At 71.7% G+C, this 23,105-nt stretch carries 22 protein-coding genes; 13 read left to right on the top strand and 9 right to left on the bottom strand.

What is annotated here, in order from left to right; genetic code table 11:
- Nucleotides 1–111 precede the first annotated feature (111 nt).
- Complete coding sequence (locus tag HD596_RS07850) at nucleotides 112–948, top strand: WecB/TagA/CpsF family glycosyltransferase (protein WP_313043180.1); 837 nt, start codon at nucleotides 112–114, stop codon at nucleotides 946–948.
- Here the strand turns inward: HD596_RS07850 and HD596_RS07845 are convergent.
- Genes HD596_RS07845 through HD596_RS07820 form a run of 6 tightly spaced genes read right to left on the bottom strand, consistent with a single transcriptional unit; the run spans nucleotide 938 to nucleotide 7,502 of the window.
- Nucleotides 938–1,822, bottom strand: coding sequence for a sulfotransferase (locus HD596_RS07845; protein WP_185068631.1), 885 nt, complete (start codon nucleotides 1,820–1,822; stop codon nucleotides 938–940). The genes HD596_RS07850 and HD596_RS07845 overlap by 11 nt on opposite strands.
- A gap of 49 nt (nucleotides 1,823–1,871) precedes the next feature.
- Nucleotides 1,872–3,185 carry a lipopolysaccharide biosynthesis protein gene (locus tag HD596_RS07840; RefSeq protein ID WP_185068630.1) on the bottom strand — a complete coding sequence of 438 codons (1,314 nt, stop codon included), beginning with the start codon at nucleotides 3,183–3,185 and terminating at the stop codon, nucleotides 1,872–1,874.
- The gene (locus HD596_RS07835) at nucleotides 3,182–4,027 is read right to left on the bottom strand and encodes a sulfotransferase domain-containing protein (RefSeq protein ID WP_185078346.1); all 846 of its coding nucleotides are present in this window, start codon (nucleotides 4,025–4,027) and stop codon (nucleotides 3,182–3,184) included. Before HD596_RS07835 ends, HD596_RS07840 begins: the two co-directional genes overlap by 4 nt.
- A 5-nt stretch (nucleotides 4,028–4,032) precedes the next feature.
- Nucleotides 4,033–4,929 (bottom strand): hypothetical protein, encoded by an 897-nt coding sequence (locus tag HD596_RS07830; RefSeq protein ID WP_185068629.1) that lies wholly within the window; start codon nucleotides 4,927–4,929, stop codon nucleotides 4,033–4,035.
- Nucleotides 4,926–6,206, bottom strand: a complete 1,281-nt coding sequence (locus HD596_RS07825; RefSeq protein ID WP_185068628.1) for a hypothetical protein — start codon at nucleotides 6,204–6,206, stop codon at nucleotides 4,926–4,928. The genes HD596_RS07830 and HD596_RS07825 overlap by 4 nt, the downstream gene beginning before the upstream one ends.
- Before the next feature lie 24 nt (nucleotides 6,207–6,230).
- Nucleotides 6,231–7,502 carry a Wzz/FepE/Etk N-terminal domain-containing protein gene (locus HD596_RS07820; RefSeq protein WP_185068627.1) on the bottom strand — a complete coding sequence of 424 codons (1,272 nt, stop codon included), beginning with the start codon at nucleotides 7,500–7,502 and terminating at the stop codon, nucleotides 6,231–6,233.
- Between the two features lie 295 nt (nucleotides 7,503–7,797).
- Here HD596_RS07820 and HD596_RS07815 point away from each other — a divergent pair, with 295 nt between their 5' ends.
- On the top strand, nucleotides 7,798–8,835 hold the full coding sequence (locus HD596_RS07815; RefSeq protein WP_313043178.1) for a glycoside hydrolase family 26 protein: 1,038 nt from the start codon (nucleotides 7,798–7,800) through the stop codon (nucleotides 8,833–8,835).
- Here the strand turns inward: HD596_RS07815 and HD596_RS07810 are convergent.
- The 3 genes from HD596_RS07810 to HD596_RS07800 all read right to left on the bottom strand — a co-directional run bounded on the left by HD596_RS07810 (nucleotide 8,780) and on the right by HD596_RS07800 (nucleotide 11,656).
- A complete protein-coding gene (locus tag HD596_RS07810; RefSeq protein WP_246554203.1) occupies nucleotides 8,780–9,655 on the bottom strand; it encodes a sulfite exporter TauE/SafE family protein in 876 nt (291 codons plus the stop codon). The genes HD596_RS07815 and HD596_RS07810 overlap by 56 nt on opposite strands.
- Nucleotides 9,652–10,866 (bottom strand): adenylyl-sulfate kinase, encoded by a 1,215-nt coding sequence (cysC, locus tag HD596_RS07805; RefSeq protein ID WP_185068626.1) that lies wholly within the window; start codon nucleotides 10,864–10,866, stop codon nucleotides 9,652–9,654. Before cysC ends, HD596_RS07810 begins: the two co-directional genes overlap by 4 nt.
- A gap of 70 nt (nucleotides 10,867–10,936) precedes the next feature.
- On the bottom strand, nucleotides 10,937–11,656 hold the full coding sequence (locus HD596_RS07800; RefSeq protein ID WP_185068625.1) for a class I SAM-dependent methyltransferase: 720 nt from the start codon (nucleotides 11,654–11,656) through the stop codon (nucleotides 10,937–10,939).
- 107 nt (nucleotides 11,657–11,763) lie between these two features.
- On the opposite strand from HD596_RS07800, the gene HD596_RS07795 reads away from it, so the two are divergent.
- From HD596_RS07795 to HD596_RS07745, 11 genes are all read left to right on the top strand, one after another.
- On the top strand, nucleotides 11,764–12,081 hold the full coding sequence (locus tag HD596_RS07795) for a signal peptidase I (protein ID WP_221520285.1): 318 nt from the start codon (nucleotides 11,764–11,766) through the stop codon (nucleotides 12,079–12,081).
- A 106-nt stretch (nucleotides 12,082–12,187) separates the two neighbouring features.
- A complete protein-coding gene (mfd, locus tag HD596_RS07790) occupies nucleotides 12,188–15,676 on the top strand; it encodes a transcription-repair coupling factor (RefSeq protein WP_185068623.1) in 3,489 nt (1,162 codons plus the stop codon).
- A gap of 29 nt (nucleotides 15,677–15,705) precedes the next feature.
- Nucleotides 15,706–16,305, top strand: a complete 600-nt coding sequence (locus HD596_RS07785; protein ID WP_185068622.1) for a SurA N-terminal domain-containing protein — start codon at nucleotides 15,706–15,708, stop codon at nucleotides 16,303–16,305.
- Nucleotides 16,306–16,308: 3 nt separating this feature from the next.
- Nucleotides 16,309–17,247 (top strand): nucleoside triphosphate pyrophosphohydrolase, encoded by a 939-nt coding sequence (locus HD596_RS07780; protein WP_185068621.1) that lies wholly within the window; start codon nucleotides 16,309–16,311, stop codon nucleotides 17,245–17,247.
- A 90-nt stretch (nucleotides 17,248–17,337) separates the two neighbouring features.
- Nucleotides 17,338–18,615, top strand: a complete 1,278-nt coding sequence (gene eno, locus HD596_RS07775; RefSeq protein ID WP_185068620.1) for a phosphopyruvate hydratase — start codon at nucleotides 17,338–17,340, stop codon at nucleotides 18,613–18,615.
- Nucleotides 18,616–18,685: 70 nt separating this feature from the next.
- Nucleotides 18,686–19,102, top strand: coding sequence for an FtsB family cell division protein (locus tag HD596_RS07770; RefSeq protein WP_185068619.1), 417 nt, complete (start codon nucleotides 18,686–18,688; stop codon nucleotides 19,100–19,102).
- A complete protein-coding gene (locus HD596_RS07765) occupies nucleotides 19,092–19,580 on the top strand; it encodes a DUF501 domain-containing protein (protein ID WP_185078343.1) in 489 nt (162 codons plus the stop codon). Before HD596_RS07770 ends, HD596_RS07765 begins: the two co-directional genes overlap by 11 nt.
- Nucleotides 19,571–20,518, top strand: a complete 948-nt coding sequence (locus HD596_RS07760) for a Ppx/GppA phosphatase family protein (protein WP_185068618.1) — start codon at nucleotides 19,571–19,573, stop codon at nucleotides 20,516–20,518. The genes HD596_RS07765 and HD596_RS07760 overlap by 10 nt, the downstream gene beginning before the upstream one ends.
- Before the next feature lie 173 nt (nucleotides 20,519–20,691).
- The gene (locus HD596_RS07755; protein ID WP_185068617.1) at nucleotides 20,692–21,801 is read left to right on the top strand and encodes a hypothetical protein; all 1,110 of its coding nucleotides are present in this window, start codon (nucleotides 20,692–20,694) and stop codon (nucleotides 21,799–21,801) included.
- A gap of 99 nt (nucleotides 21,802–21,900) precedes the next feature.
- Nucleotides 21,901–22,227 (top strand): PadR family transcriptional regulator, encoded by a 327-nt coding sequence (locus HD596_RS07750; RefSeq protein ID WP_185068616.1) that lies wholly within the window; start codon nucleotides 21,901–21,903, stop codon nucleotides 22,225–22,227.
- Complete coding sequence (locus HD596_RS07745) at nucleotides 22,224–23,099, top strand: DUF1700 domain-containing protein (protein WP_185068615.1); 876 nt, start codon at nucleotides 22,224–22,226, stop codon at nucleotides 23,097–23,099. Before HD596_RS07750 ends, HD596_RS07745 begins: the two co-directional genes overlap by 4 nt.
- Nucleotides 23,100–23,105 lie beyond the last annotated feature (6 nt).

Raw genomic sequence — 23,105 nt, 5'->3', positions numbered from 1 at the left:
CCGCTCCAGCGCCTCCCGGAGGCCCTGCACCAGGACGTCATCCCGGCTTCCCCCGTCCCCCTCCCCGACGATCCACCGCCGCCGGCTCTTGGAGGTGCGCCGACGGGTGCCGTGCCTCAGGGACGCGGGCGGCTGGGCGTGTGGGCAGGCGGCGGTGAAGGGCTGCAGGTGGCGGCGCCCGTCCGCTGGTGGGACCGGGTGCGGGTCGGCGGGATCGGGGTGGACGCGCTCACCGAGGACGAGGTGGTCCGGTGGGTGGAGGCCGAGCTGGAGGCCGGCAGGGGCGGCCGGATCGTCACCCCGAACGTCGACATCTGCCGCGCCGCCGCCACCGACCCCGCCCTCCGGGAGCTCGTGTGCACCGCCGAGCTGGTGGTGACCGACGGGATGCCGCTGGTGTGGGCGGCCAGGCTGCTCGGCACCCCGGTGCCCGAGCGGGTCACCGGCGCGGACCTCATCTGGTCGCTCAGCAAGCTCGCCGCCCGCCGGGGCTGGCCCGTCTACCTGCTGGGCGGCCCTCCCGGCGTGGCGCGCAGGGCCGCCCAGGAGCTCACGAGCTGCCATCCCCGGCTGCAGGTCTGCGGGGTCCACGCGCCGCCGTACCACTTCGACACCACCCCCGAGGGGAGCGCGCGCGTCCGGAGGATGGTGACCGCGTCCCGGCCGAGGGTGGTGTTCGTCGGGCTCGGGTTCCCCCGGCAGGACCGGCTCATCGCCGACCTGCGGGAGGAGCTGCCGGAGGCGTGGTTCGTGGGGTGCGGGGCGGCGATCGCGTTCGCCGCCGGCACGGTCTCCAGGGCGCCGGGCTGGATGCGCAGGACCGGGCTGGAGTGGGCGTACCGGCTGGGCTGCGAGCCGGGGCGGCTGGCCCGCCGCTATCTGGTCGACGACCTGCCGTTCGCGCTGCGGCTGCTGGGAGGCAGCCTGGTCACCCGCCTCACGAGGTGAGGGCGCGGACCCGGGCCGCGTCCCGCGGGCTGAGCCCCCGGGCGGCGGCGTCGAGCGCGCGGCGGGAGTCCATGGGGCGGTAGGCCGTGCGCGACAGGCCTGACCAGGCGAACCCCGTGCCCGCCCGGGAGGAGCCCGTGCAGGCGCGCGTGATGCGGCGTTCGGCCGCGGGCGTCCATGGCAGGCCGGCGTAGGCGTACAGCTCGCGGAAGCCGGTCAGCGGGTCGGCGGCCAGCGACTCGTACGAGGTGACGCGGACGCCGGGCGTGCGCTCCAGGATCGCGCGGGTCGCCCGCCACAGCGCGGCCGCCTTGGCGAGCCGGTCCTGGGAGCCGACGAGCGCGCGCAGCTCCAGCAGCTCGGGGTGGTCGCGGACGAGGAGCGGCTGTTCGAGCAGCTCGTGGAAGTAGACCGTCCAGCCGAGCCGCTGCCAGCTCGCCACGAACGACACCGGGTCCCGCACCAGCGCGATCACCCGGCAGCCCAGGGCAGCGGCGAACCAGCCCGCGCTCAGCACCGCGAACGGGTCGTCGAGCAGCGCCCGGCGGCCCGTCAGGCGGCCGAAGGCGAAGGCGGTGCCGTAGCGCAGCAGGCGGGCCAGGTCGTACGGGGAGCGGTTGGCGCGCAGCTCGGCGAGCCAGCGGTAGCGCAGGGCCACCGTGTCGCGGAAGGCGGGCAGCCAGTCGGCGGCGTTGTCGTCGCAGATGTACTGGAACCGGTGGGTCACGGTGGCCCTGAGCACTCCCGGGCAGCGGCCGGGCGGGTGCTGCGGGTTGAGCGGCTCGTTGACGTAGACCAGGTCGCCGCCGGCGGCGAGCATCTTGCCGGTCCAGCTCGTACCGCTCCTCGGCAACCCCGTAACCAAGACAGTCATGCCACCCTCCGCGTCCATGGCCTCCACTCCGTGGAGGCGGCTCGGTCGCTCAAGTCCGTTGCCTTCCCTCGTCGCTCTGGTCGCTGCGCTCCCGACGCTCCTCAGTCCAGGCAACGGCGCTCCCTCGCAGAGCAGGCAGGGTGTGGCGGCCGAAGGGGTGGAGGCCGTAGCGGTGGTGCAGTTGCCACAGCGGCAGGAGGTTCTTGACGAGCACGCCGCCCGACCAGCCGATGACCGCCCCGAACGCGCCGTGGACGGGGATCAGGGCCACGTCCAGCGCCACCGTGCAGGTGACCGCCGCCACCAGGTTGAGCAGGCTCGTGCCCGTGTGGCCGGCGGCCGTCAGCACGACGTCGACCATCCCGCAGGCCGTCGCCACCATCATCGTCCCGGCCAGCACGAGGGCCACCGGGACCGCGGACCCGTACGTGGGGCCGAAGAGCCGCAGCAGCCACGGCGCCAGCGCCGCGTACGCCAGCCACACCGGCCACGTCAGCAGCACCAGCCAGATCGTGGCGGTCTGGTACAGCTCGCGGGCCCGCGCCCGCTCGCCGTCGGCGAGCGCGCTCACCAGGCGGGCCTGTACGGCCTGCGCCAGCCCCTGGTTCGCGAGCTGCCCGACCACCTTGAACCGGGTGGCGGCCGTGTAGACGGCGGCCTGCGCGGGCCCGCCGAGCAGCGCGACGACCACGATGTCCAGCCGCTGGAACACCGCCTGGATCGCCCCCGCGACCGACCGGGGAGCCGTGTGCCGCCACAGGTCGCGAGCCGTCCCCGGCAGGTACGCGGTCCGCGGCACCCGCCCCCGCAGCTCCGCCCGGGCGACGACCGCCACCAGCGCGTACGGCGCCCCCCAGGCCACCGGCAGCCACGCGACCGCCCCCGCCAGCGCGGCGATGGTGACCAGCGCGAGCTGCGAGAACGGCACCAGCAGCCCGTCCACGAGCACGGTGGGCCGCATGGCCCCGAACCCCCGGGTGGCGGCCAGCAGCACGTCCCCCACCACCATGACGGGCAGGATCGCGGCGAGCGGGCCCAGCCGCGGGTAGAGGACGGCCCCGGCCAGGCAGGAGGCCACCACACAGGGCACGAGCGCCGCCCGGATATATCCGGATATGCCGAGATAGTCGTAGGTCTTCGCCCGCGCGATGAAGAACACCAGCCCGTTCCCCGCGTCCAGCTTGGCGATCCCCGCCGCCATGAGGGCCATCGCGGTGACCGTGAAGAACGCCCCGGCGTCGGCCGGGCTGAACGCCCTGGTCACGACCATCACGAGCACGAACTGCGCGACCGCCCCGCAGCCCGCCCCCAGCACCCCGGCGATCCCGCCCCGCCGCAGCCGCCGGTCCGCGAGCGCGGTCATCGCCGCCACGAGGGCTCACCGTCCAGCCACCGCACCAGCCGGGCGTCGTACGGCTCGAAGTGGTCGCGCAGCTTCCGCGCCAGCACCCGCGGCACCGGCCGCGGCAGCGGGCGGCCGTTGTGCCGCTCGAACCGCGGATAACCGAGATGCGGCACGCCCAGGAACGCCAGGACCCGGTCGTAGGCGGTCTCCGGCTCGGCGAAGAACCGATGGCTGTCCAGCACCAGGATCCGCTCGCGGCCGACCAGAGCCTCCAGCCGGTCGAGCTGGTCGGCGTAGCGCCCGCGGGCCACGTACGCGTGGTGGCGGTGGGAGTGGTGCACGGAGAAGGGCGACTCGCGCAGCGCCTCCTCGGCCCCCGCCAGCCGCTCGGACTCCAGCTCGATCGCGCGCTCCAGCAGCGACTCCGTCTCGTAGCCCCTGGCCAGCTCGTGGGCGTGGGCCGAGCAGGCCCGCTCGACCGGGTCGCGTACCAGGACGATCAGCCGCACCCCGGGCAGGTCGGCCGCGATCCGCTCCCCGGCCAGCGGATGGAACAGGTAATAGGGGGACGACTCGAAGGCCAGCGCCCGCGAGCCGTACCGGTGCTCGACCAGCCCGGCGCTCATCCGCAGCGGGAAGTGCGCCTGATACCAGTGCAGTCCCCGCGCGTAGCCGACGTCGAAGTAGTGGACCCCCTTGTGCAGCACCGGCTTGAGCAGCAGCGGATGCTGGGCCAGCGCTCGGTACAGCGAGGTGGTGCCGCACCGCTGCGCCCCCACGATCAGGAACGACGGCAGCACCCGCACCCCCGACGTGATCCTCCCCGTGGCCCGTGACAGCGACAGCACCGACCGTTTCATGGTCTTCACGTGAGCAGCTCCTCGTGGTCGACGACCGGGCTGAGCCAGGTCTCCGGCGGTCCGAGCGGCGCGTGCCCGTCGGCGGCGTGCCGGTCGGCCAGCGTGATGAGATAACGCAGCGCGGTCTGCCTGGCCACCGCCGCCGACACCCCGAGGGGCGCCAGCTCGCGGGCGGCCCGCGCCACGCACGCCCGCGCCGCGACCGGCGGGGACATCCTGCGCAGGGCCCGCTGGAAGAAGTGGTGCACGGCGTCGAAGCCGTAGGGCACGCCGAGCTCGTACCGCTCCCAGTCCCACACCAGCAGCCGGCCGTCGGGGGACGGGCACATGTTCCACGGCGCGAGATCCCCGTGCCAGGCCGCGCACGGCCCGCCGGTGGCCGCGATCTCCCTGACCGCCTCGACGAGCAGCGGCCGCGGCACCCGGCCGCGCCGCACCGGCAGCGGCGACAGCGCCAGCACCGCCAGCCCCCGCCAGCTGCCGTGGTGCAGCACGGCGGGCGGCACCACCGTGCCCAGCTCCAGCGCGGCCAGCCTGCGCAGGGCCGCCGCCTCGGCGGTGATCAGCGCGCGGGCCCGCGCGCTGTCGCCGATCTTCACGAACGCCAGCAGCCGCCCGCCCGAGCGGGCCTCCAGGACGGGCTTGCGGTTGGCCCGCGCGGCCGGCCGTACGTGCAGGACGGTCTCGACGGGCCGCCCGAAGACCTCGCCCAGGTACGTGGCGATGGACCCCTCGCCCGGCACGACGACCGGGGACCAGGGATGCCACCAGCGGCGTGGCACCATGCGCCGGGGCACGGCGGAGTGCGGCAGCACGGTGTACGCCCGGGGCGAGCCCGGCCCCGGGTACAGCAGCCGCACGGTCTTCTCGAGATAGTCGAGCCGGATGGCGGCGTCGTTCACGTGACTTCCCCTCGGCTGTTGCGCCACAGCAGGGCGAACGAGATGAGATAGAGGCAGAGCGGGGTGACCAGGCCGTCGTAGACGACCATGTAGAGCAGCACCAGCCCCATGACCAGCACCCCGGCCAGCCCGATCGGGCTGCGGTCGGTCCAGTGGCGCCGGATCGCGCCCACGAAGAACGCCACGTAGAGCACGGCCCCGGTGAACCCCTGCGTGATGATCAGCAGCCAGAGCTGGCCGTCGCTGCCCAGCGGCGGGTGCCCGCAGCCCTCGCACCACTCGGTGCGGCCCGTGGTGATCGTGCGATGGTTGCCCAGGGCGTTGCGCGTGTTGCCGTACCCGATGAGCGGCGAGTGGCCGGCCGCCGCGACGGTGGCCGTCACGGTGAAGGCCCTGATGTCGTTGGAGTGCGGCCGGTCGAGCCGCTGCGCGACCAGCGGCGCGAGCGGGCTCAGCGCGAACGCCACCGCCGCCACCGCGACGGCCCCGCACAGCGCCACCCTGGTCCGGCCCCGCACCCGGACGATCAGGTACGCCACGGCCAGCCCGAGCCCGATCCACAGGCCGCGGTTGAGCGAGTAGACGACGGGGATCGCGGCCAGGGCGACCACGGCGGCCACGAAGATCTTGCGCCGCCGCCCCCCGTACACCCACCACCCGACCACGAACCACACCAGCAGCACCGACAGGTTGCTGCCCCAGGCGTTGGCCCACTCGAACGGCGCCTCCGGCCGGGGGGAGGCGAAGCCCAGCACCTTCTGCGTCTGGGCGGCGGTCGGGTGGATGAGGTTCTGCACGAACGAGTTGGCGGCCACCCAGTCGGGCAGCAGCAGCTCCACCGGCGAGGTGAACGTGAACGACGGGACGAACACGCCGAGCAGCCCGCCCGCGACCGTCGTGACGAACAGCACGCCGAGCATCCGCACCAGGCGCAGCTGCGGCAGCTCGCGCTCGGTGAGGTTGCCCAGGTAGAGCACCATGATCAGAATGGCGGTGTAGAGCGCCAGCCGCATGGCGTAGCCGACGACCCGGCCGGGCCCGATCTCGCCGTACGTGCCCGGCGGCATCTCCGCCAGCATGAGCCCGCTCACCAGGTAGCCGGCGATCAGCAGCAGCCACAGCCCGAACCCGCGCGGCACCCTGATCGGCCGGCGCCGCCACAGGATCACCGCCATCGGCACCGCCACCACGATCACCGACAGCCCGCCGAACCCCAGCGCCCACCACACCGGATAGCCGACGAGCAGCGCCGCGATCGGCCACGCGGGCCCTCTCACGTCGGCCCTCTCACGTCGGCCCTCTCACGTCGGCTGGCCGGGGCGCCGCGGGTGCATGGGCATGGGGGTGGTCTCGCCGAGGTCCAGCTCGCCCGTGGCGACGAGCTTGCCGAGCGGGGTGTGCGTGCGTGGCTCCAGCAGCGGCACGAACGACGGCAGCGCGTCGGTGACCGTGACCACGCCGATGACGGGTACGTCGTGCCTGGCGAGCCGCCGTACGGCGGCGGCGACGTGGACCGAGGTGGTCCGGCCGAGCCCGACCAGCAGCAGCGCCGCGTCGGCCCTGGACAGGTCGCGTACGTCGTAGCCGTCGAGCACGGTCAGGGGCATGTTGACGGCCACCGGGTCGGCGGACTCCTCCAGGTCGGGCGGCAGGATCCGGACCAGCAGCCGCTTGCCGGGACAGGCGGCCACCGCGGCGCAGGCCAGCTCGTGGGCCACGCCGGGCTCGCGCGGGCTCGACAGGTCGCCCAGCACGGGCAGGCCGGTCAGCCGTTCGACGTCGGCGACCGTGCGCAGCCGCCGGTCGAGCCGGTCACGGGCGTAGGCGGCGGCCGAGCCGGCGAGCAGGCCCGCCATGAGCCCGGTGCCGAGGTAGAGGGGCAGGCTGGGCGAGCTGGGCGCGGTCGGCGGGGCGGCCTGGCTGATGATGGTGCCGGGGGTCACCGCGACCGTCCTGAGCGCGTCGTACCTCAGCGCGAGCTCGGCGGCCTGCCGGTTGAGCACGCTCTCCCGCTGGGTGGCGATCGTGTGCTCGGCGCTGCCCTTGGACAGCCCGGCGAGCTGCTTGACCACCGCGCCGAGCGCGGTGTTGACCTGCTTGAGCTTGCCCAGCACCACCTGCTGCTGGGCGGTCAGCCCGGCCAGCGCGCTCTCGCGGCGGTTGGCCAGGTACGCCTCGGCGTACGCGCGGGACTGGGCCGCGGCGACGCCCGCGTCGGCGGCCGTCACCGAGATCCACAGCACCGCCGAGTTGGGCGGCACCGAGACCTCGACCGGCTCCGGGGTCTCGACCCGCAGCGTCCTGGCCGCCCGCGCCGCGACCACGGCGGACTGCGCGACCTGGGCCTCGGTGTCGAGGTTGAGGGCCTCGCGCTGGCGGCTGGTCACCTGGTTGGCCGGCTCCTGGGGGCCGACCGGCATGACGAGCACCTGCGTGGTCGCGGTGTAGGACGGCGGCGTGAGCCGCATGAGCGCGAGGCCGGCGGTGCCGCCGAACACGACGCAGCCCACCAGCAGCAGCCACCGCCTGCGCAACAGCGAGAGGTGCTCGTCCAGGTCCGTGCCGGAGCTCATTGGGGAGGGTCTCCTGGAATTGCGTCGAGATGTGCGCCCACTATAGGGCGGACGATTATCAGCCAAGCCTAATACCCAAGATTTTCTGCAGAACGGCACAAGGCAATGGCCTTATAAAAGGACATGTCCGGAAAATTCCTTGAGCCATATACCCATCGCGAGCTGGTGAGACCCGGCACACTTGCTGAAGTTCCCGGAACGGCTTGGCAACGATCCGGTTTGATAGTCGGGGGTCGTTCGACGAGGGGGTTGAAAGGCTTTGCAGCTACGGGGAATTTCTCATAACACCACCAACGTGGCGCTCATTCTGGCCGCGACCGCGATGCTGGCCGCCTGCTCCACGGCGGAGGGCTCCAACGTCCGCGCGCCCGTGGCGATCAAGGAAGCCTCGGGCGCGCCCTCCTGCACGGCCACCTCCAGGCTCATCCCGTCCTGCGGCGCCTGGTGGGGCCTGGCGCCGGAGGTCTTCAGCGGCGCCCCGCTGGACCAGGCCCTGCACAGTGCCGAGTCGCGCATGGGCGCCGCCGCCGACGTGGTGCACGTCTACCACCGGGGCAGCGAGCTGTTCCCCACGCCCGCCGAGATCAGGCTGGCCCGCGACCCGGCCAGGCCCCGGCTGCTCATGGTCAACTGGAAGCCCTCGCTCGACCACACCTGGGCCGAGATCGCCGACGGGGCGCTCGACGCCAGGATCGACCGGCTGGCCGGATACCTCAGGCGCACCTTCCCCGAGCGGTTCTTCCTCACCCTCCACCACGAGCCCGAGAACGACGTGGACGAGTCGTCGGGCTCGGGCATGCAGGCCACCGACTACGCGGCCATGTTCCGGCACGTCGTGGCCAGGCTGCGGGCCGAAGGAGTGAAGAACGCCGTCATGGTCATGACGTACATGGGGGCGCCCAACTGGGCGGCCGAGCCGTGGTTCGAGGACCTCTACCCGGGTGACGACGTGGTCGACTGGGTGGCCATGGACCCGTACGCCGACGGCCGGGTCGAGGACTTCGAGGGGCTGGTGAACAAGACCCGCAAGGAATATCCGGACTGGCCGGGGTTCTACCGGTGGATGCAGGCACGCTTCCCGGGCAAGCCGGTCATGGTGGCCGAGTGGGGGGTGTTCGAGCGGGGTGACGACCGGGGGTTCAAGCGGGCGTTCTACGAGTCGGTGCGGCGGCAGATCAAGCGATATCCGCAGATCAAGGCGCTGCTGTACTTCGACTCGCCGCAGGCGCCGCGCGGCGACACCAGCTTCGACACCGGCACAGGGGCCGACCGGGCATTCACCGAACTGGCTCGGGATCCTTACTTCCGCTCGACACCCGTCCCCCGGCCCTGACGCGCCATCCCACGACCGTGACCACCGTGGCGGCCACCAGGGCCCAGACGGTGAGGGTGTTGCTCACATTGAGCAGCTTGAGCGCGGAGGCGAGCAGGACGATGGCCAGCAGCGCCCGGATCAGGCCGCCGGGGGCGCGCGAGGAGATCCGGGCGCCGAGGTAGACGCCCGGGATCGAGCCGACGAGCAGCGACAGCGTGAGGTCCAGCTGGAAGTCGCCGAACAGCAGGTGCCCGAGCGCGGCGGAGGCCACCAGCGGCACGGCCTGGACGAGGTCCGTGCCGACGAGCTGGTTGGCCTTGAGCGCCGGGTAGAGGACGAGCAGGGCCACGATGATCAGCGATCCGGATCCGACCGAGGAGACTCCCACGACCAGTCCGCCGACCGTACCGACCAGTAGGGTCGGAATTGGGCGTACGACGATCTCGTGGGCGCTCGACGTGCCGCCCCGCGCGCCGAGCCAGCTCTTGAGCGCCATGCCGGCCACGGCCAGCAGGAGCGCCACCCCGAGCGCGTACTTGACCGCGTCGGTGACCGCGAACGCGCGGGCCAGGAACACCCCGCAGAAGGCGGCCGGCACCGAGCCCGCGCACAGCCAGCCGACCAGGCGCAGGTTGACCGTGCCCCGGCGCAGGTGCACGACGCTGCCGACCGGCTTCATGACGGCCGAGGCGACCAGGTCGCTGGAGACCGCGGCCAGCGGCGGGACGTTGAAGAACAGCATCATCATCGGCGTCATGAGCGCCCCGCCGCCCATCCCGGTCAGCCCGACCACGATCGCGACGACGAAGGACCCGAGGATCAGGGGGAAGTCGATCAACGAACCCAGCCTCCAGACCGCAGCGCCCCCAGGACCTGGGAGACGGCCGCGTCGATCGAAATGTGCGTGGTGTCGATCACCAGCTCGGCGTCGTCCGGCTCCTCGTAGGGGTCGGAGACGCCGGTGAACTCGGGGATGAGGCCGGCGCGCGCCTTGGCGTACAGGCCCTTGCGGTCGCGGCGCTCGCACTCCTCCAGCGGCGTCGCGACGTGCACGAGCAGGAAGTCGGCCCCGACCGACTCGACCATCTCGCGCACCTCCTCGCGGGTGGCCGCGTAGGGGGCGATGGGCGCGCAGATGGCCAGGCCGCCGTGGCGGGCTGCCTCGGCGGCGACGAAGCCGATGCGGCGGATGTTCAGGTCGCGGTCGGCCTTGGAGAACGTCAGGCCCTTGGACAGCAGGTGGCGCACGACGTCGCCGTCGAGGTAGGTCACCGTGCGGCTGCCGAGCTCCAGCAGCGCGTCGCGCAGGCCCCGGGCGATCGTGGACTTGCCCGAGCCGGACAGGCCGGTGAAGAAGACCACGAGGCCGCGGCGGTGCGGCGGGCCGGGGATGTGCACGGGGTCGGGGCCGGCCAGGTGCTCGGCGGCGCCGTAGGCGGTGGCGACGTGCTCGCGCAGCTCCAGGTCGATCTCGGGCTCCGCGCGGGGCGCCAGGGGCACGGAGACGACGATCGTGTCCTCGGGCAGCTTCTCCTTGGCCCGCAGCGCGGCGCGTACGACCGCGGGGCCCGCCTCGCCGTACGAGAGGGGGAGCAGCATGATCAGCGCGTCGAGCTCCTTGGCGGTGGCGACGATCTCGGAGAGGTCGTCGAGAGGCCCCCGCATGGTGACGGCGAGCGCGGGACGCCCGCCGAGCTCCGCCTTGACCTCGGCCGGAGTGCGCCGCAGGCGCGCGAACGGGCCGTGCTCGGGCGTGCCGAGGCCCTTGACCGGCCCCGAGGTCAGTCCGTCGGGCTCCTGGGCGGCCACCGTGAGGGCGGCCAGCGGCAGGCCCTCGGGGTCGAGCAGCGTGACCTCGTCGCCGGGCGAGAGATCGGCGGACACGTGGAGCGTGACGGGCGCGGGCCACGGCGTGCCGTCGGCGAGAGTGCCCCGCTCGTGCACAGCGTGGAGGTCATCGTGGCCCAGGAACCCGGTCAGCGGCTCGAAGGCGCCGGAGAGCAGCAGCTCGAGGTCGGCCAGCTCGCGCGCATCGGGGGTCCACTCCACGGCTCCAACATCCCAACTATTCCGATTGAATTGGTAGGGATGGAGTCTACCGATTGATGCAAGTGTGCCGCTAGAGGACCCGGGCGAAGTGGTGCTGCGGCTTCCTGATCACCATGGTGATCTCGTCGTGGGTGGCGGGGTAGCGGCCGTTGCTCAGCTTGGAGGCCAGCGCGACCGCGGCGACGGTGAGCCTGCGCCTGCGGGCCGGGCCGCTGGTGTTCCGCTGGTCGTCGGTGATCATGAGGCCTCGGCTGAGGCAGAAGGCGTAGATGCCGTCGCTCGACGCCAGCGGCTCGTAGACGCTGGGCAGCGGGCCCGGGGTGCCCGGGGCGACGAGCATGCGCCAGAACATGCGGCGCAGCAGCGACGGAGTGATCCGGTCGAGCAGCCCGTAGGCCGACTTGCGGTCGCGCATCCGCAGCAGCACCAGGCCGCCCGGGCGCAGGGACTGCAGCAGCCGGTCGAACACCAGCTCCGCATGCTTGATGCGCTCCAGCAGGAAGGACAGCTGGATCACGTCGTACGACCTGGGCGGCAGCGGCACGCAGCGCAGGTCGCCCAGCGACCACGACACCAGGTCGGCCCGCTCCTCGAGCACCGCCCTGATCGCGGGGATCTCCTCGTCGGCCCCGGTGGCCCTCGTCTCGATCTCCTCCAGGGCGAGCGGCTCGTCGTGCGCGCAGCCGGCGACCAGCACGTCGAGCCGCCTGCCGGGCAGCCCGGACCAGTGCTCGCGGACCCGTTGACCGAAGAGGTCGCCCCTTTGGGCGACCGATCGCACCTCAGACATGTCACCTACAGTAATCACTCGAACGGTTTCAGTGAGCCATTTCCTCGCTAGCATCCTTCCCCGTGAACGGCGAGGTTTACGTAGGAAATGCGGGCGTGGATGCGGCCATGGACCGGGGCTGGCTGCTGGGTCATTTCAAACCCCTCGGCGACCCAAGGCACAGTGACGACGTGGAGATCAAATGGGGTGTCCACGCGCCCGGCGAGGAGCGGGCGGAATGGGTCAAGGGGGAGGCGCGCACGGCCCTGCTGGTGCTGATCAGCGGCCGGTTCCGGGTGGAGCTGCCGGGCCGCAGCGTGCTGCTGGCCGAGCCGGGTGACTACGTGGTCTGGGGCAAGGGCGTCGACCACTCGTGGCGCGCGGAGGAGGCCTCGACCGTGCTCACCGTCCGCTGGCCCTCCGTGCCCGGCTACCGGGCCGGGTAGTCGAGGACGGCTGAGCTGCGCCTGCGAGTACCCTTGGAGAGGACCCCCGCGACCTGACCCGGCCGGGGGTAGTCGTGTTGCCGTCGTGGGGCTGTGGGCGTATCTGATGAGTCTTTCCGGGCTACTTGACCTTGTTCGCGCCGACCCGAAACTGACCGCCGCTCTCGAAGAGGGCGGCGACGTCGCGCTGATCGCGCCGGTCGCGCTGCGGCCGTTCGGCGTGGCCGCGCTGGCCACGCACGACCAGCGGGCCGTGCTGGCGGTCACCGCGACGGGCCGCGAGGCCGAAGATCTCGCCGCCGCGCTGACCAGCCTCATCGAGCCCAGCTCGGTGGCCGTGTTCCCGGCCTGGGAGACGCTGCCGCACGAGCGGCTCTCGCCGCGCAGCGACACCGTGGGGCAGCGGCTGGCGGTGCTGCGGCGGCTGGCGCACCCGATCAAGGGTGACAGCGCGGCCGGGCCGCTCAGCGTGATCGTGGCGCCGATCAGGGCGCTGCTGCAGCCGATCGTGAAGGGGCTCGGCGACCTGGAGCCCATCAGGCTGCGCGCGGGCGACGACGCCGACCTCGACGAGGTCGTCGACCGCCTGGTGACCAACGGCTACCACCGCGTCGACATGGTGGAGAAGCGCGGCGAGGTGGCCGTGCGCGGCGGGCTGCTCGACGTGTTCCCGCCGACCGAGGAGCACCCGCTGCGGCTGGAGTTCTGGGGCGACACGGTCGAGGAGATCCGCTGGTTCAAGGTGGCCGACCAGCGCTCGCTGGAGGCGGCCGAGGAGGGGCTGTTCGCGCCGCCGTGCCGCGAGCTGCTGCTGACCGACGAGGTCAGGGCCCGGGCGGCGGAGCTGGCCCAGGAGCACCCGGCGCTGGCCGAGGTGCTCGACCAGCTCGCCGAGGGCACGCCGGTCGAGGGCATGGAGGCGTTCGCGCCCGTGCTGGCGGGGGAGATGGACCTGCTGCTCGACCACCTGCCGGTCAGGTCCGCGGTGTTCGTGTGCGACCCCGAGCGGATCAGGGGGCGGGCCGAGGAGCTCGTACGCACCTCGCAGGAGTTCCTGGAGGCCTCCTGGGTCAACGCGGCGGCCGGCGGTGAGGCGCCGATCGACCTGGGCGCGGCGGCCTTCCGCACGCTGGAGGAGATCCGCGACCACGCCGACGCGCTGGGCCAGCCGTGGTGGACGATGGCGCCGTTCGGCGGCGGGGTCGAGCTCGACGCGCAGGACTCCGAGGCCTACCGGGGCGACACCGCCAAGGCGCTGGCCGACATCAAGGGCTGGCTGGCCGACGACAAGGCCGTCGTGCTGCTCAGCGAGGGCCACGGGCCGGCCGAGCGGATGGTCGAGCTGCTCAAGGGCGTCGACGTGCCCGCCAGGCTGCGGCAGTTCCTGGACAAGGCGCCCGAGCCCAAGGTCGTCCACGTCAGCACGGGCCTGATCGAGCACGGCTTCATCACGCCCAACCTGGCCGTCCTCACCCACCTCGACCTGGTCGGGCAGAAGGCGTCCACCAAGGACATGCGGCGCCTGCCCTCGCGCCGCCGCAACATGGTCGACCCGCTCCAGCTCAAGGTCGGCGACCACGTGGTGCACGAGCAGCACGGCGTGGGCCGCTACGTCGAGATGGTCCAGCGCACGGTGCAGGGCGCCACCCGCGAATACCTGGTCATCGAATACGCCAAGGGCGACCGGCTCTACGTGCCGACCGACCAGCTCGACGAGGTCACCCGCTACGTCGGCGGCGAGGCGCCCACGCTCAACCGCATGGGCGGCGCCGACTGGGCCAAGGCCAAGTCCCGGGCCAAGAAGGCGGTCAAGGAGATCGCGGGGGAGCTGATCAGGCTCTACTCCGCGCGCATGGCCTCGCCGGGCCACGCGTTCGGGGCCGACACGCCGTGGCAGCGGGAGATGGAGGACGCCTTCCCGTACGCCGAGACCGGCGACCAGCTGGAGGCCATCGACGAGGTCAAGCGCGACATGGAGCGCGGCGTCCCGATGGACCGGCTGATCTGCGGCGACGTCGGCTACGGCAAGACCGAGATCGCGGTGCGGGCGGCGTTCAAGGCGGTGCAGGACGGCAAGCAGGTGGCCGTGCTGGTGCCGACGACGCTGCTGGTCCAGCAGCACATGTCCACCTTCACCGAGCGCTTCTCCAGCTTCCCCGTCACGCTCAAGCCGGTCTCCCGGTTCCAGACCGACGCCGAGGTCAAGGGCACGCTCGAAGGGCTCAGGTCGGGCGCCGTCGACGTCGTGATCGGCACCCACCGGCTGCTCAGCCCCGAGGTCCGGTTCAAGGACCTGGGGCTGATCATCATCGACGAGGAGCAGCGGTTCGGCGTCGAGCACAAAGAGGCGATGAAGCACCTGCGCACGCAGGTCGACGTGCTGGCCATGTCGGCCACGCCGATCCCGCGCACGCTGGAGATGGGCCTGACCGGCATCCGCGAGATGTCCACGATCCTCACGCCGCCGGAGGAGCGGCACCCGATCCTCACGTTCGTGGGGCCGTACGAGGAGAAGCAGATCGGGGCGGCGATCAGGCGCGAGCTGATGCGCGACGGGCAGATCTTCTTCGTGCACAACCGGGTGGCCTCGATCAACCGCGTGGCCGCGCGGCTGCGCGAGCTGGTGCCCGAGGCGCGTATCGCGGTGGCGCACGGGCAGATGAACGAGCACCAGCTCGAGAAGATCATGGTGGGTTTCTGGGAGCGCGAGTACGACCTGCTGGTCTCCACCACGATCGTCGAGTCCGGGCTCGACGTGCCCAACGCCAACACGCTGATCGTCGACCGGGCCGACAACTACGGCCTGTCGCAGCTCCACCAGCTCCGCGGGCGCGTCGGGCGGGGGCGGGAGCGCGGTTACGCGTACTTCCTCTATCCGCCGGAGAAGCCGCTGACCGAGACCGCCCACGAGCGGCTGGCCACGATCTCGCAGCACACCGAGATGGGCGCGGGCATGTACGTCGCCATGAAGGACCTGGAGATCCGGGGCGCGGGCAACGTGCTGGGGGCCGAGCAGTCCGGGTTCATCGCGGGCGTCGGCTTCGACCTGTACGTGCGGCTGATGGCCGAGGCCGTGCAGGAGCAGAAGGCCAAGCTCGATGGCGGCGAGGCGCGCGAGGAGCAGCCGGACGTCAAGGTCGAGCTGCCGATCAACGCCCACATCCCGCACGACTACGTCACCTCCGAGCGGCTGCGGCTGGAGGCGTACAAGCGGATCGCGGCCATCGCCGCCCCCGCCGACATCGACGAGGTGCGCGCCGAGCTGACCGACCGCTACGGCAAGCCGCCCGCGGAGGTGGAGAACCTGCTGGAGGTCGCCAGGTTCCGGATCAAGGCGCGCCAGGCCGGGCTCACGGACGTGACGCTGCAGGGCCAGAACATCAAGTTCGGCCCGGCCAGGCTGAAGGAGTCGCAGCAGGTCCGGCTCGACCGGCTGTACAAGAAGGCGATATACAAGCAGGCGGCCGAGACGCTGCTGGTGCCCGTACCCAAGACGAAGCCGCTCGGCGGGCAGCCGCTCCGGGATCTCGACCTGCTCAAATGGTGCGGTGACCTGGTCGAGGCGATGTTCCTCGAGCCAGCGCGGGTAAGCTAGCGGCGGTTTTCGGTCGGAAAGGGACGCACGTGAAGTCGATACGAGTGGCTGTGGCCGCTGCCGCGGTGGGCATCGCGCTGACCGCCTGCTCCTCCCCCATGCAGGCCGGCGCCGCGGCCGTGGTGGGCAAGGAGCGCATCTCGACGGGTCAGCTCAACAGGGACGCGGAGGCCTACAGGGCCGCGCTGAAGCAGAACAAGCTGGACGAGACGGCGCTCGGCGTGCCGGTCAGCCAGTACGTGCTCCAGCGGCTGGCCGACATCAGCGCCGCCAGGCAGCTGCTGGCGCGCAACAACGTCCAGGTGACCGACAAGGAGATCGACGCCAAGCTCCAGGACCCCGGCCAGTACCAGTCGCCCCAGATCAACCTGCTGGCCCTGGGCGTCGCGCCCAGCTACGCCCGCGAGTACGCGCGCACGGCGGTCGGGATGGCCAAGCTGCAGCAGCAGGCCGGCCAGGGTGGGATCGACAAGCTCCGCAAGGACTTCGCCTCGATCAAGACGACCTTCAACCCCCGCTTCGGCGTGGTCAACACCAACCCGTCGCAGGAGAACCCGTCGCTGTTCGTGGACGCCGGCAGGTTCGGCAAGGCCACCTCGCAGCAGGCGCAGCAGCAGCCGCAGGGCTGAGCCGTGCCGCTGACCGTCGTCACCACCTCGCCCAGGGTCCCGCCGGGCCTGCTGAGCCATCAGGCCTGGCAGGCGCTGCGCTCGGGCCCGGTGCTGACCGGCTCCGCCGCGCATCCGCAGCTGCCCTACCTGGCGGAGGCGGGGGTGGCGGTCGAGGTCGTGGAGCCCGACCCGCGCGGGCTGGCCGCGCGGGCCGTCGGCGAGAGCGTGGTGTGGCTCGCCTCGGCTTCCGAGAAGGAGGACGAGGAGTTCATGCGCGCGGTGGGGCACGCCGCGATCGCGCTGGAGGAGCCGCCGCTGATCGAGGTGGTGCCGGGCTCGTACGACCTGCCGGGGGCGCGGGTGCTCGACCTGGTCGCCGTGATGGACCGGCTGCGGACCGAGTGCCCGTGGGACCGCAAGCAGACGCACGAGTCGCTGGTGCCGTACCTGCTCGAAGAGGCGTACGAGGTGCTGGAGACCATCGAGCAGGGCGACTACCCGGCACTCCGTGAGGAGCTGGGCGACCTGCTGCTGCAGGTGGTCTTCCACGCGCGGGTGGCCGCGGACTTCGACATGGACGACGTGGCGGCCGGGATCGTCGAGAAGCTGGTGCGCCGTCACCCGCACGTCTTCGGCTCGGTACGCGTGGAGAGCGCCGACGAGGTCAACGACAACTGGGACGCGATCAAGGCGGCCGAGCGGGCCGCCAAGGGCCGCGAGTCGGTGCTCGACGGCGTGCCCATGGGGCAGCCCGCGCTGTCGCTGGCCGCCCAGCTCCTGCGCCGGGCCGAGCGGGCCGGGGCGCCCGACGCGCTCGCGGCGGCCGTCGGGCAGGGAGTGGCCCGGGAGCTGTTCGACCTGGTCCGCCGGGCCGCGGAGGCCGGTCTCGACGCCGAGGCCGAGCTGCGGGCGGCCGCCCGGACGTACCGCGACCGGGTGCGTGCCTGGGAGTCGGCCTGACCCTTCGGCACGCGGTGACCGTGCGGCCCGGCGTCCGGGCGTACCGATAGGCTCTGATGGCATATCGCCTTTCACTTAGGAGCGCATCCCGTGGCTACCATCGAGGTCGTATACGCCCGCGAGATCCTCGACTCCCGAGGCAACCCCACGGTCGAGGTCGAGATCGTGCTGGACGACGGCAGCACCGGCCGCGCGGCCGTGCCGAGCGGGGCGTCCACCGGCCAGTTCGAGGCGGTCGAGCTGCGTGACGGCGGCAAGCGTTACGGCGGCAAGGGCGTGGAGAAGGCCGTCCTCGCCGTGACCGACGAGATCTCCGAGGAGATCAACGGCATCGAGGCCGAGGACCAGCGCATCATCGACCAGATCATGATCGACCTGGACCGCACGCCCAACAAGGCCAAGCTCGGCGCCAACGCCATCCTGGGCGTCTCGCTGGCCGTCGCGAAGGCCGCCGCCGACAGCGCCGACCTGCCGCTCTTCCGCTACGTCGGCGGCCCCAACGCCCACGTGCTGCCCGTGCCGATGATGAACATCCTCAACGGCGGCGCCCACGCCGACACCAACGTGGACATCCAGGAGTTCATGATCGCGCCGATCGGGGCGGAGACGTTCCGCGAGGCCGTGCGCATGGGCACGGAGGTCTACCACGCGCTCAAGAGCGTGCTCAAGGAGAAGGGTTACGCCACGGGCCTGGGCGACGAGGGCGGCTTCGCGCCCAACCTGCCGTCCAACCGCGACGCGCTCGACCTGATCCTGGTCGCCATCGAGCGGGCCGGCTACGTGCCGGGCGAGGACGTGGCGCTGGCGCTCGACGTGGCCGCCTCCGAGTTCCACAAGGACGGCGTCTACACGATCGACGGCAAGGGCCTGTCGGCGCAGGAGCTGATCGAGTTCTACGCCGACCTCGTCGCCAACTACCCGCTCGTCTCCATCGAGGACCCGCTCGACGAGGAGGACTGGGCCGGCTGGAAGGCCATCACCGCGGCGCTCGGCGACAAGGTGCAGCTCGTGGGCGACGACCTGTTCGTCACCAACCCCGAGCGGCTGGAGCGCGGCATCAAGGAGGGCACCGCCAACGCCCTGCTGGTCAAGGTCAACCAGATCGGCACGCTGTCGGAGACCCTCGACGCCGTGGACCTGGCCCACCGCAACGGCTACAAGTGCATGATGAGCCACCGCTCCGGCGAGACCGAGGACACGACGATCGCCGACCTGGCGGTCGCGGTCAACTGCGGCCAGATCAAGACCGGCGCCCCGGCCCGTTCGGACCGGGTGGCCAAGTACAACCAGCTCCTGCGCATCGAGGAGCTCCTCGACGACGCCGCCCGCTACGCGGGTCGCGCCGCCTTCCCGCGCTTCCGGCGCTAGTTTCGAGTACGGCGCGAGGCGGAGACCGCGCTGCCTCGCGCCGTAGGCCATGAGCAGGGGGGTGCAGCAATTGGCCAAGAGGCCGCAACTGACCGGGCGGGCCGCCATTCTGGCCGTCGTGGTGTGCGCGATCGCGATGAGCCTGGCCTACCCTGTCCGCGAGTACATCAGCCTGCGCCGCAGCATCGCCGAGCACCGGGCGGAGAAGGCCAGGGTCGAGGCGGAGAAGCAGATGCTGCTGGAGCGCGACCGGCAGAGCGACGATCCCAACTGGATCAAGAAGACGGCCAAGGAGCGGCTGCACTACTGCGGGCCCGGCGAGAAGTGCTACGTGGTGATGGACCAGCAGCAGATCAAGGAGCCGGCGGCCGTGCAGCAGCCGCCCGCGCCGCCGCCGTGGTACCAGACGCTCTGGGAGTCGGTGGAGGCCGCCGACAAGGGCACCGGCCGCCGGGCCGTGACGGGGAAGGAAAGTGTTGGACAGTAAAGACGTCGAGACAGTGCGACTGCAGCTCGGGCGGCCGCCCCGGGGGCTGCGCGGGGTGGCGCACCGCTGCCCGTGCGGCAACCCCGACGTGGTGGAGACCGCGCCGAGGCTGCCCGACGGCTCGCCCTTCCCGACTCTCTACTACCTGACCTGCCCCAAGGCGGCCTCGGCCATCGGCACGCTCGAAGGCTCGGGGCTGATGCGGGAGATGCAGGCCCGGCTGGCCACCGATCCCGAGCTGGCCGCCGCCTACCGCGCCGCGCACGACGACTACGTCGCCAGGCGCGACGAGGCGGCGAAGGAGGAGGGCATGGAGCCGCTCCCGCGCGACATGCAGAGCACGGGCGGCATGCCGCTGCGGGTCAAGTGCCTGCACGCGCTCGTCGCGCACGAGCTGGCGGCGCCCGGCAGCAACCCGTTCGGCAGGGAGGCGCTCGAGGCCCTCCCCGACTGGTGGAGTGACGGACCATGCGTGTAGCCGCCGTCGACTGCGGCACCAATTCCGTACGCCTGCTCATCGCCGACGTGGGCGACGACCTCATCGACGACGTCGAGCGGCGGATGGAGATCGTCCGCCTCGGCCAGGGCGTCGACAGGACCGGCAGGCTGGCCCCTGACGCCCTGGAGCGCACGTTCAAGGCCATGAGGGTCTACCGGGAGCTGATCGACCGGCACGGCGCCGTCAGCACCCGGGTGGTGGCCACCAGCGCGACCCGGGACGCGGCCAACAGGCAGGAGTTCGTGGACGGGGTCCGCGAGATCTTCGGGGTGGAGCCTGAGGTCGTGTCGGGGGCCGAGGAGGCCGAGCTCTCGTTCGTGGGGGCGACCAAGGGGCTGCTGCGGCTGTCGCCGGAGACCGAGATGCCGCAGGGGCCGCTGCCGCCGTACCTGGTGGTGGACATCGGCGGCGGGTCCACCGAGTTCGTGGTCGGCTCGGAGCACGCCGAGGCGGCCCTGTCGGTGGACATCGGCTGCGTGCGCCTGACCGAGCGGCACCTGAAGGACGCCGGCGACCCGCCGTCCGCGCCCGCGCTGGAGGCCGTGGTGGCCGACATCGAGGCGGCGCTCGACCGGGTCGAGGCGGAGGTGCCCGTACGGCGGGCCCGCACGCTGGTGGGGCTGGCGGGTTCGGTGACGACGGTCGCGGGGATGGTGCTCGACCTGCCCGCTTACGACTCGGCCAGGATTCACCACTCGCGGATTTCGGCCGGGCAGGTTCATGAGGTGACGCGGCGGCTGCTGGCAATGACCCACGGTGAGCGTGCCGAGGTTCCGGTCATGCATCCGGGCAGGGTCGACGTCATTGGCGCCGGCGCGCTAATTCTTGACCGGATCGTCCGTCGTTTCGCGTTTTCGCAGGTCGTGGTCAGCGAACACGACATCCTTGACGGTATCGCCTGGTCTATCGCCCGATAGCTGAAGAAATCCGGACATTTCCGGTCTATGCATCGTGTTGAGCGTGCAATCAGTATTGTGCTTAGGTAAAGGGGCATTACGGGGGCTTTGCCATATTGCTGTGCACGGAAGGTGCCGGCGTGGCGACCGTTCCCGAGCGCGTCTCTTCCCTCAAAGGAATGGAGCACTCTCACATGAAGTCTGTTGGGTTAGCACGTAAGGCGGCGGCGTTCGGTGCATCCGCCGCGGTGCTGGCCGCCCTGGCCGCGGGCCTGGTCGCCAGCCCCGCCCAGGCGGCGACGGCCGCCACCGCCAAGGCCGCTCCCAAGGTCTCGGTGTCGACGCCCTCGGTCTCCGCGGGCGACTACGAGGGAACCTGTCCGGTCAAGGTCAACTTCTCGGCCAAGATCAAGGTTCCCGTCAAGGGCAAGACAGAGCTGGCCTACCGCTGGCTCCACGGCGACGGGTCCAAGGGCAAGGTCAAGGTGATCAAGCTCAAGGGCAAGGGCACCAAGTCGGTGACCGTCAAGCAGTCCATCACCTTCAAGGAGGACGTCAAGGGCTGGGAGGCCGTCCAGGTCCTCGGTCCGAAGAAGGTCACCTCCAAGAAGAGCTACTTCTCCGTCTCCTGCCAGGAGCCGGAGGAGGTGTCGCGTACGCAGCTCGACCTGTCGGTCTCGGCCCGCGCATGGGCCAGCCCCGACTCGTACGAGGGCGTCTGCACCCCCGGCGACAAGATCGACTTCGTCGGTCTGATCGAGACCAACCGCCCGGCGCGGGTCCGCTACCGCTGGATTCTCAACGGTGAAGTGGCCGACTACGGCACGGTCAGGGTCCGCGACACGCGCAAGGTGGGCTTCGGCATCTCCCCGCGTCACAGCCAGCGTGGCTGGGCGCAGCTGGAGATCCTGAGCCCCGAGGGTGCCTCCTCCAACCGGGCCTACTACAAGGTCTGGTGCAAGGACCCGGCCCCGGCGCCGGCCCCCAAGGTCTCGGTTTCGAGCGCCTCGGTCTCCGGCACCCGGCTCGACATGTGCAACGACGGCCGTGGCCCCGGCGTGGACTTCAAGGCCACGCTGACCAGCACCGGTCCCACCACCGTCCAGTACTACTGGGTCGTCAACGGCGTCCGTGACCACAACACGCTGGAGCGTTCGGTCAACGGCAGCCTCGACGTGACGTGGGGCATCGGCGGAGCGCCGAACTCCACCAAGACGGAGGGCACCGTCGAGCTCGTCGTCGTCAGCCCGAACTCCGCGTCCTCGGGCGTCGCCTCCTACTCGGCGACCTGCCCGCCCAAGTAGGCCGCAGCCTAGGCTGACCTGACCGGGTGGCGACCCTCGCGGGTGGCCACCCGGTTTTCTCGTTGCCACTACTGTGCTTTGCACAGTAGTGTGCATTACGTGGATAGCAGCCAGCTCCTCAAGGGCGTGCTCGACCTGGCCGTGCTCGCCGTGCTCAACGAGCGCGACGGCTACGGCTACGACGTCGTGCGCCGGCTGAGGGAGGCGGGCCTGGAAGAGGTGGGCGACGCCTCGGTCTACGGCACGTTGCGCCGCCTGTTCAAGGCCGGGGCGCTGACGTCGTACGTGGTCGCCTCGGACGAAGGGCCGCACCGCAAGTACTACGGGCTCAACGAGGTCGGCCGGAGCATGTACGCCACCTCGGCCAAGACCTGGACCTCGTTCTCGGCGACCATGGCAGCCCTGCTCAAGGAGGGACAAGCATGACCCCCGAACAGTACGCGCAGGCCGTACGGGAGGCCCTGGCCGACCATCCCGAGCGGGGCGAGTTACTCGAAGACCTCGACGACCACCTGGCCGAGATCGCGGCCGAGTCGGAGCTGCCGCTGGAGGACCGGCTGGGCCCGCCCGAGGTGTACGCCGAGGAGCTGGCGGCCGCGTACGGAGACCGCCCCGAGAGCGGCGGCAGGCGACGCATCGACCCGCGGGCGTGGGCGCTGGGCGCGCACGCCCGGCTGATGGACCAGGGGGCGTACCGCGGCTTCGTGGGCTTCCTGCCGGAGCTGCGCCCCGGGTGGTGGGTGCTGCGCGGCTACCTGCTGGCCATGCTGCTGCCGGCGCTGGCCGGCCAGGGCGGCATCGTCCCGTCCGACCTGGCCGGCTGGGCCCTGGTCGCGGCGGGCGTCTGGGTCTCGGTCTGGATCGGCCGGCGGCACAGGGGACGGCTGGCCGCGGCGCTCATGGGGGCGCTCAACCTGGTCGCGGCGCTGACGTTGTTCGCCGGGATGGTGGAGGCCGCGTCGCGCGATGCCGAAGGGGCGCGGGTCGCCATGGCGAACCCGTACCCGCCGATGACCGTGGACATGGCGTCGACCAACGACGACGTCTACAACATCAAGCCGTATGCCAAGGACGGCACCCCGCTGACCGACGTCTACCTCTACGACCAGGACGGCAAGCCGCTGACCACCAACCCTCAGGACTTCGGTTACACGGTCGACCGGTCGTGCGGCGAGCCCATACTCAACCGCTACCCGCTGCCGCTGATCGAGGAGACCACGATGGACACCGAGGACGCCGTGAAGCCGTCCGCGTGCCCGACCCCGACCCCCACACCCAGTCCGAAGCCCACCAAATGATCGGGC

The sequence above is a fragment of the Nonomuraea jabiensis genome, from assembly GCF_014204795.1.
GTDB lineage: Bacteria > Actinomycetota > Actinomycetes > Streptosporangiales > Streptosporangiaceae > Nonomuraea > Nonomuraea jabiensis.
Note: the sequence above shows the minus strand (reverse complement) of the source record. Positions and strands in the feature narration are given on the sequence as shown.

Coding starts and splice junctions, on each gene's coding strand:
- HD596_RS07835 (WP_185078346.1), bottom strand. CDS start 4,027: ATGAAACGGTCGGTGCTGTCGCTGTCACGGGCCACGGGGAGGATCACG.
- HD596_RS07745 (WP_185068615.1), top strand. CDS start 22,224: ATGACCCCCGAACAGTACGCGCAGGCCGTACGGGAGGCCCTGGCCGAC.
- HD596_RS07840 (WP_185068630.1), bottom strand. CDS start 3,185: ATGACCGCGCTCGCGGACCGGCGGCTGCGGCGGGGCGGGATCGCCGGG.
- HD596_RS07800 (WP_185068625.1), bottom strand. CDS start 11,656: ATGTCTGAGGTGCGATCGGTCGCCCAAAGGGGCGACCTCTTCGGTCAA.
- HD596_RS07845 (WP_185068631.1), bottom strand. CDS start 1,822: ATGACTGTCTTGGTTACGGGGTTGCCGAGGAGCGGTACGAGCTGGACC.
- mfd (WP_185068623.1), top strand. CDS start 12,188: ATGAGTCTTTCCGGGCTACTTGACCTTGTTCGCGCCGACCCGAAACTG.
- HD596_RS07755 (WP_185068617.1), top strand. CDS start 20,692: ATGAAGTCTGTTGGGTTAGCACGTAAGGCGGCGGCGTTCGGTGCATCC.
- HD596_RS07820 (WP_185068627.1), bottom strand. CDS start 7,502: ATGAGCTCCGGCACGGACCTGGACGAGCACCTCTCGCTGTTGCGCAGG.
- HD596_RS07795 (WP_221520285.1), top strand. CDS start 11,764: ATGGACCGGGGCTGGCTGCTGGGTCATTTCAAACCCCTCGGCGACCCA.
- HD596_RS07760 (WP_185068618.1), top strand. CDS start 19,571: ATGCGTGTAGCCGCCGTCGACTGCGGCACCAATTCCGTACGCCTGCTC.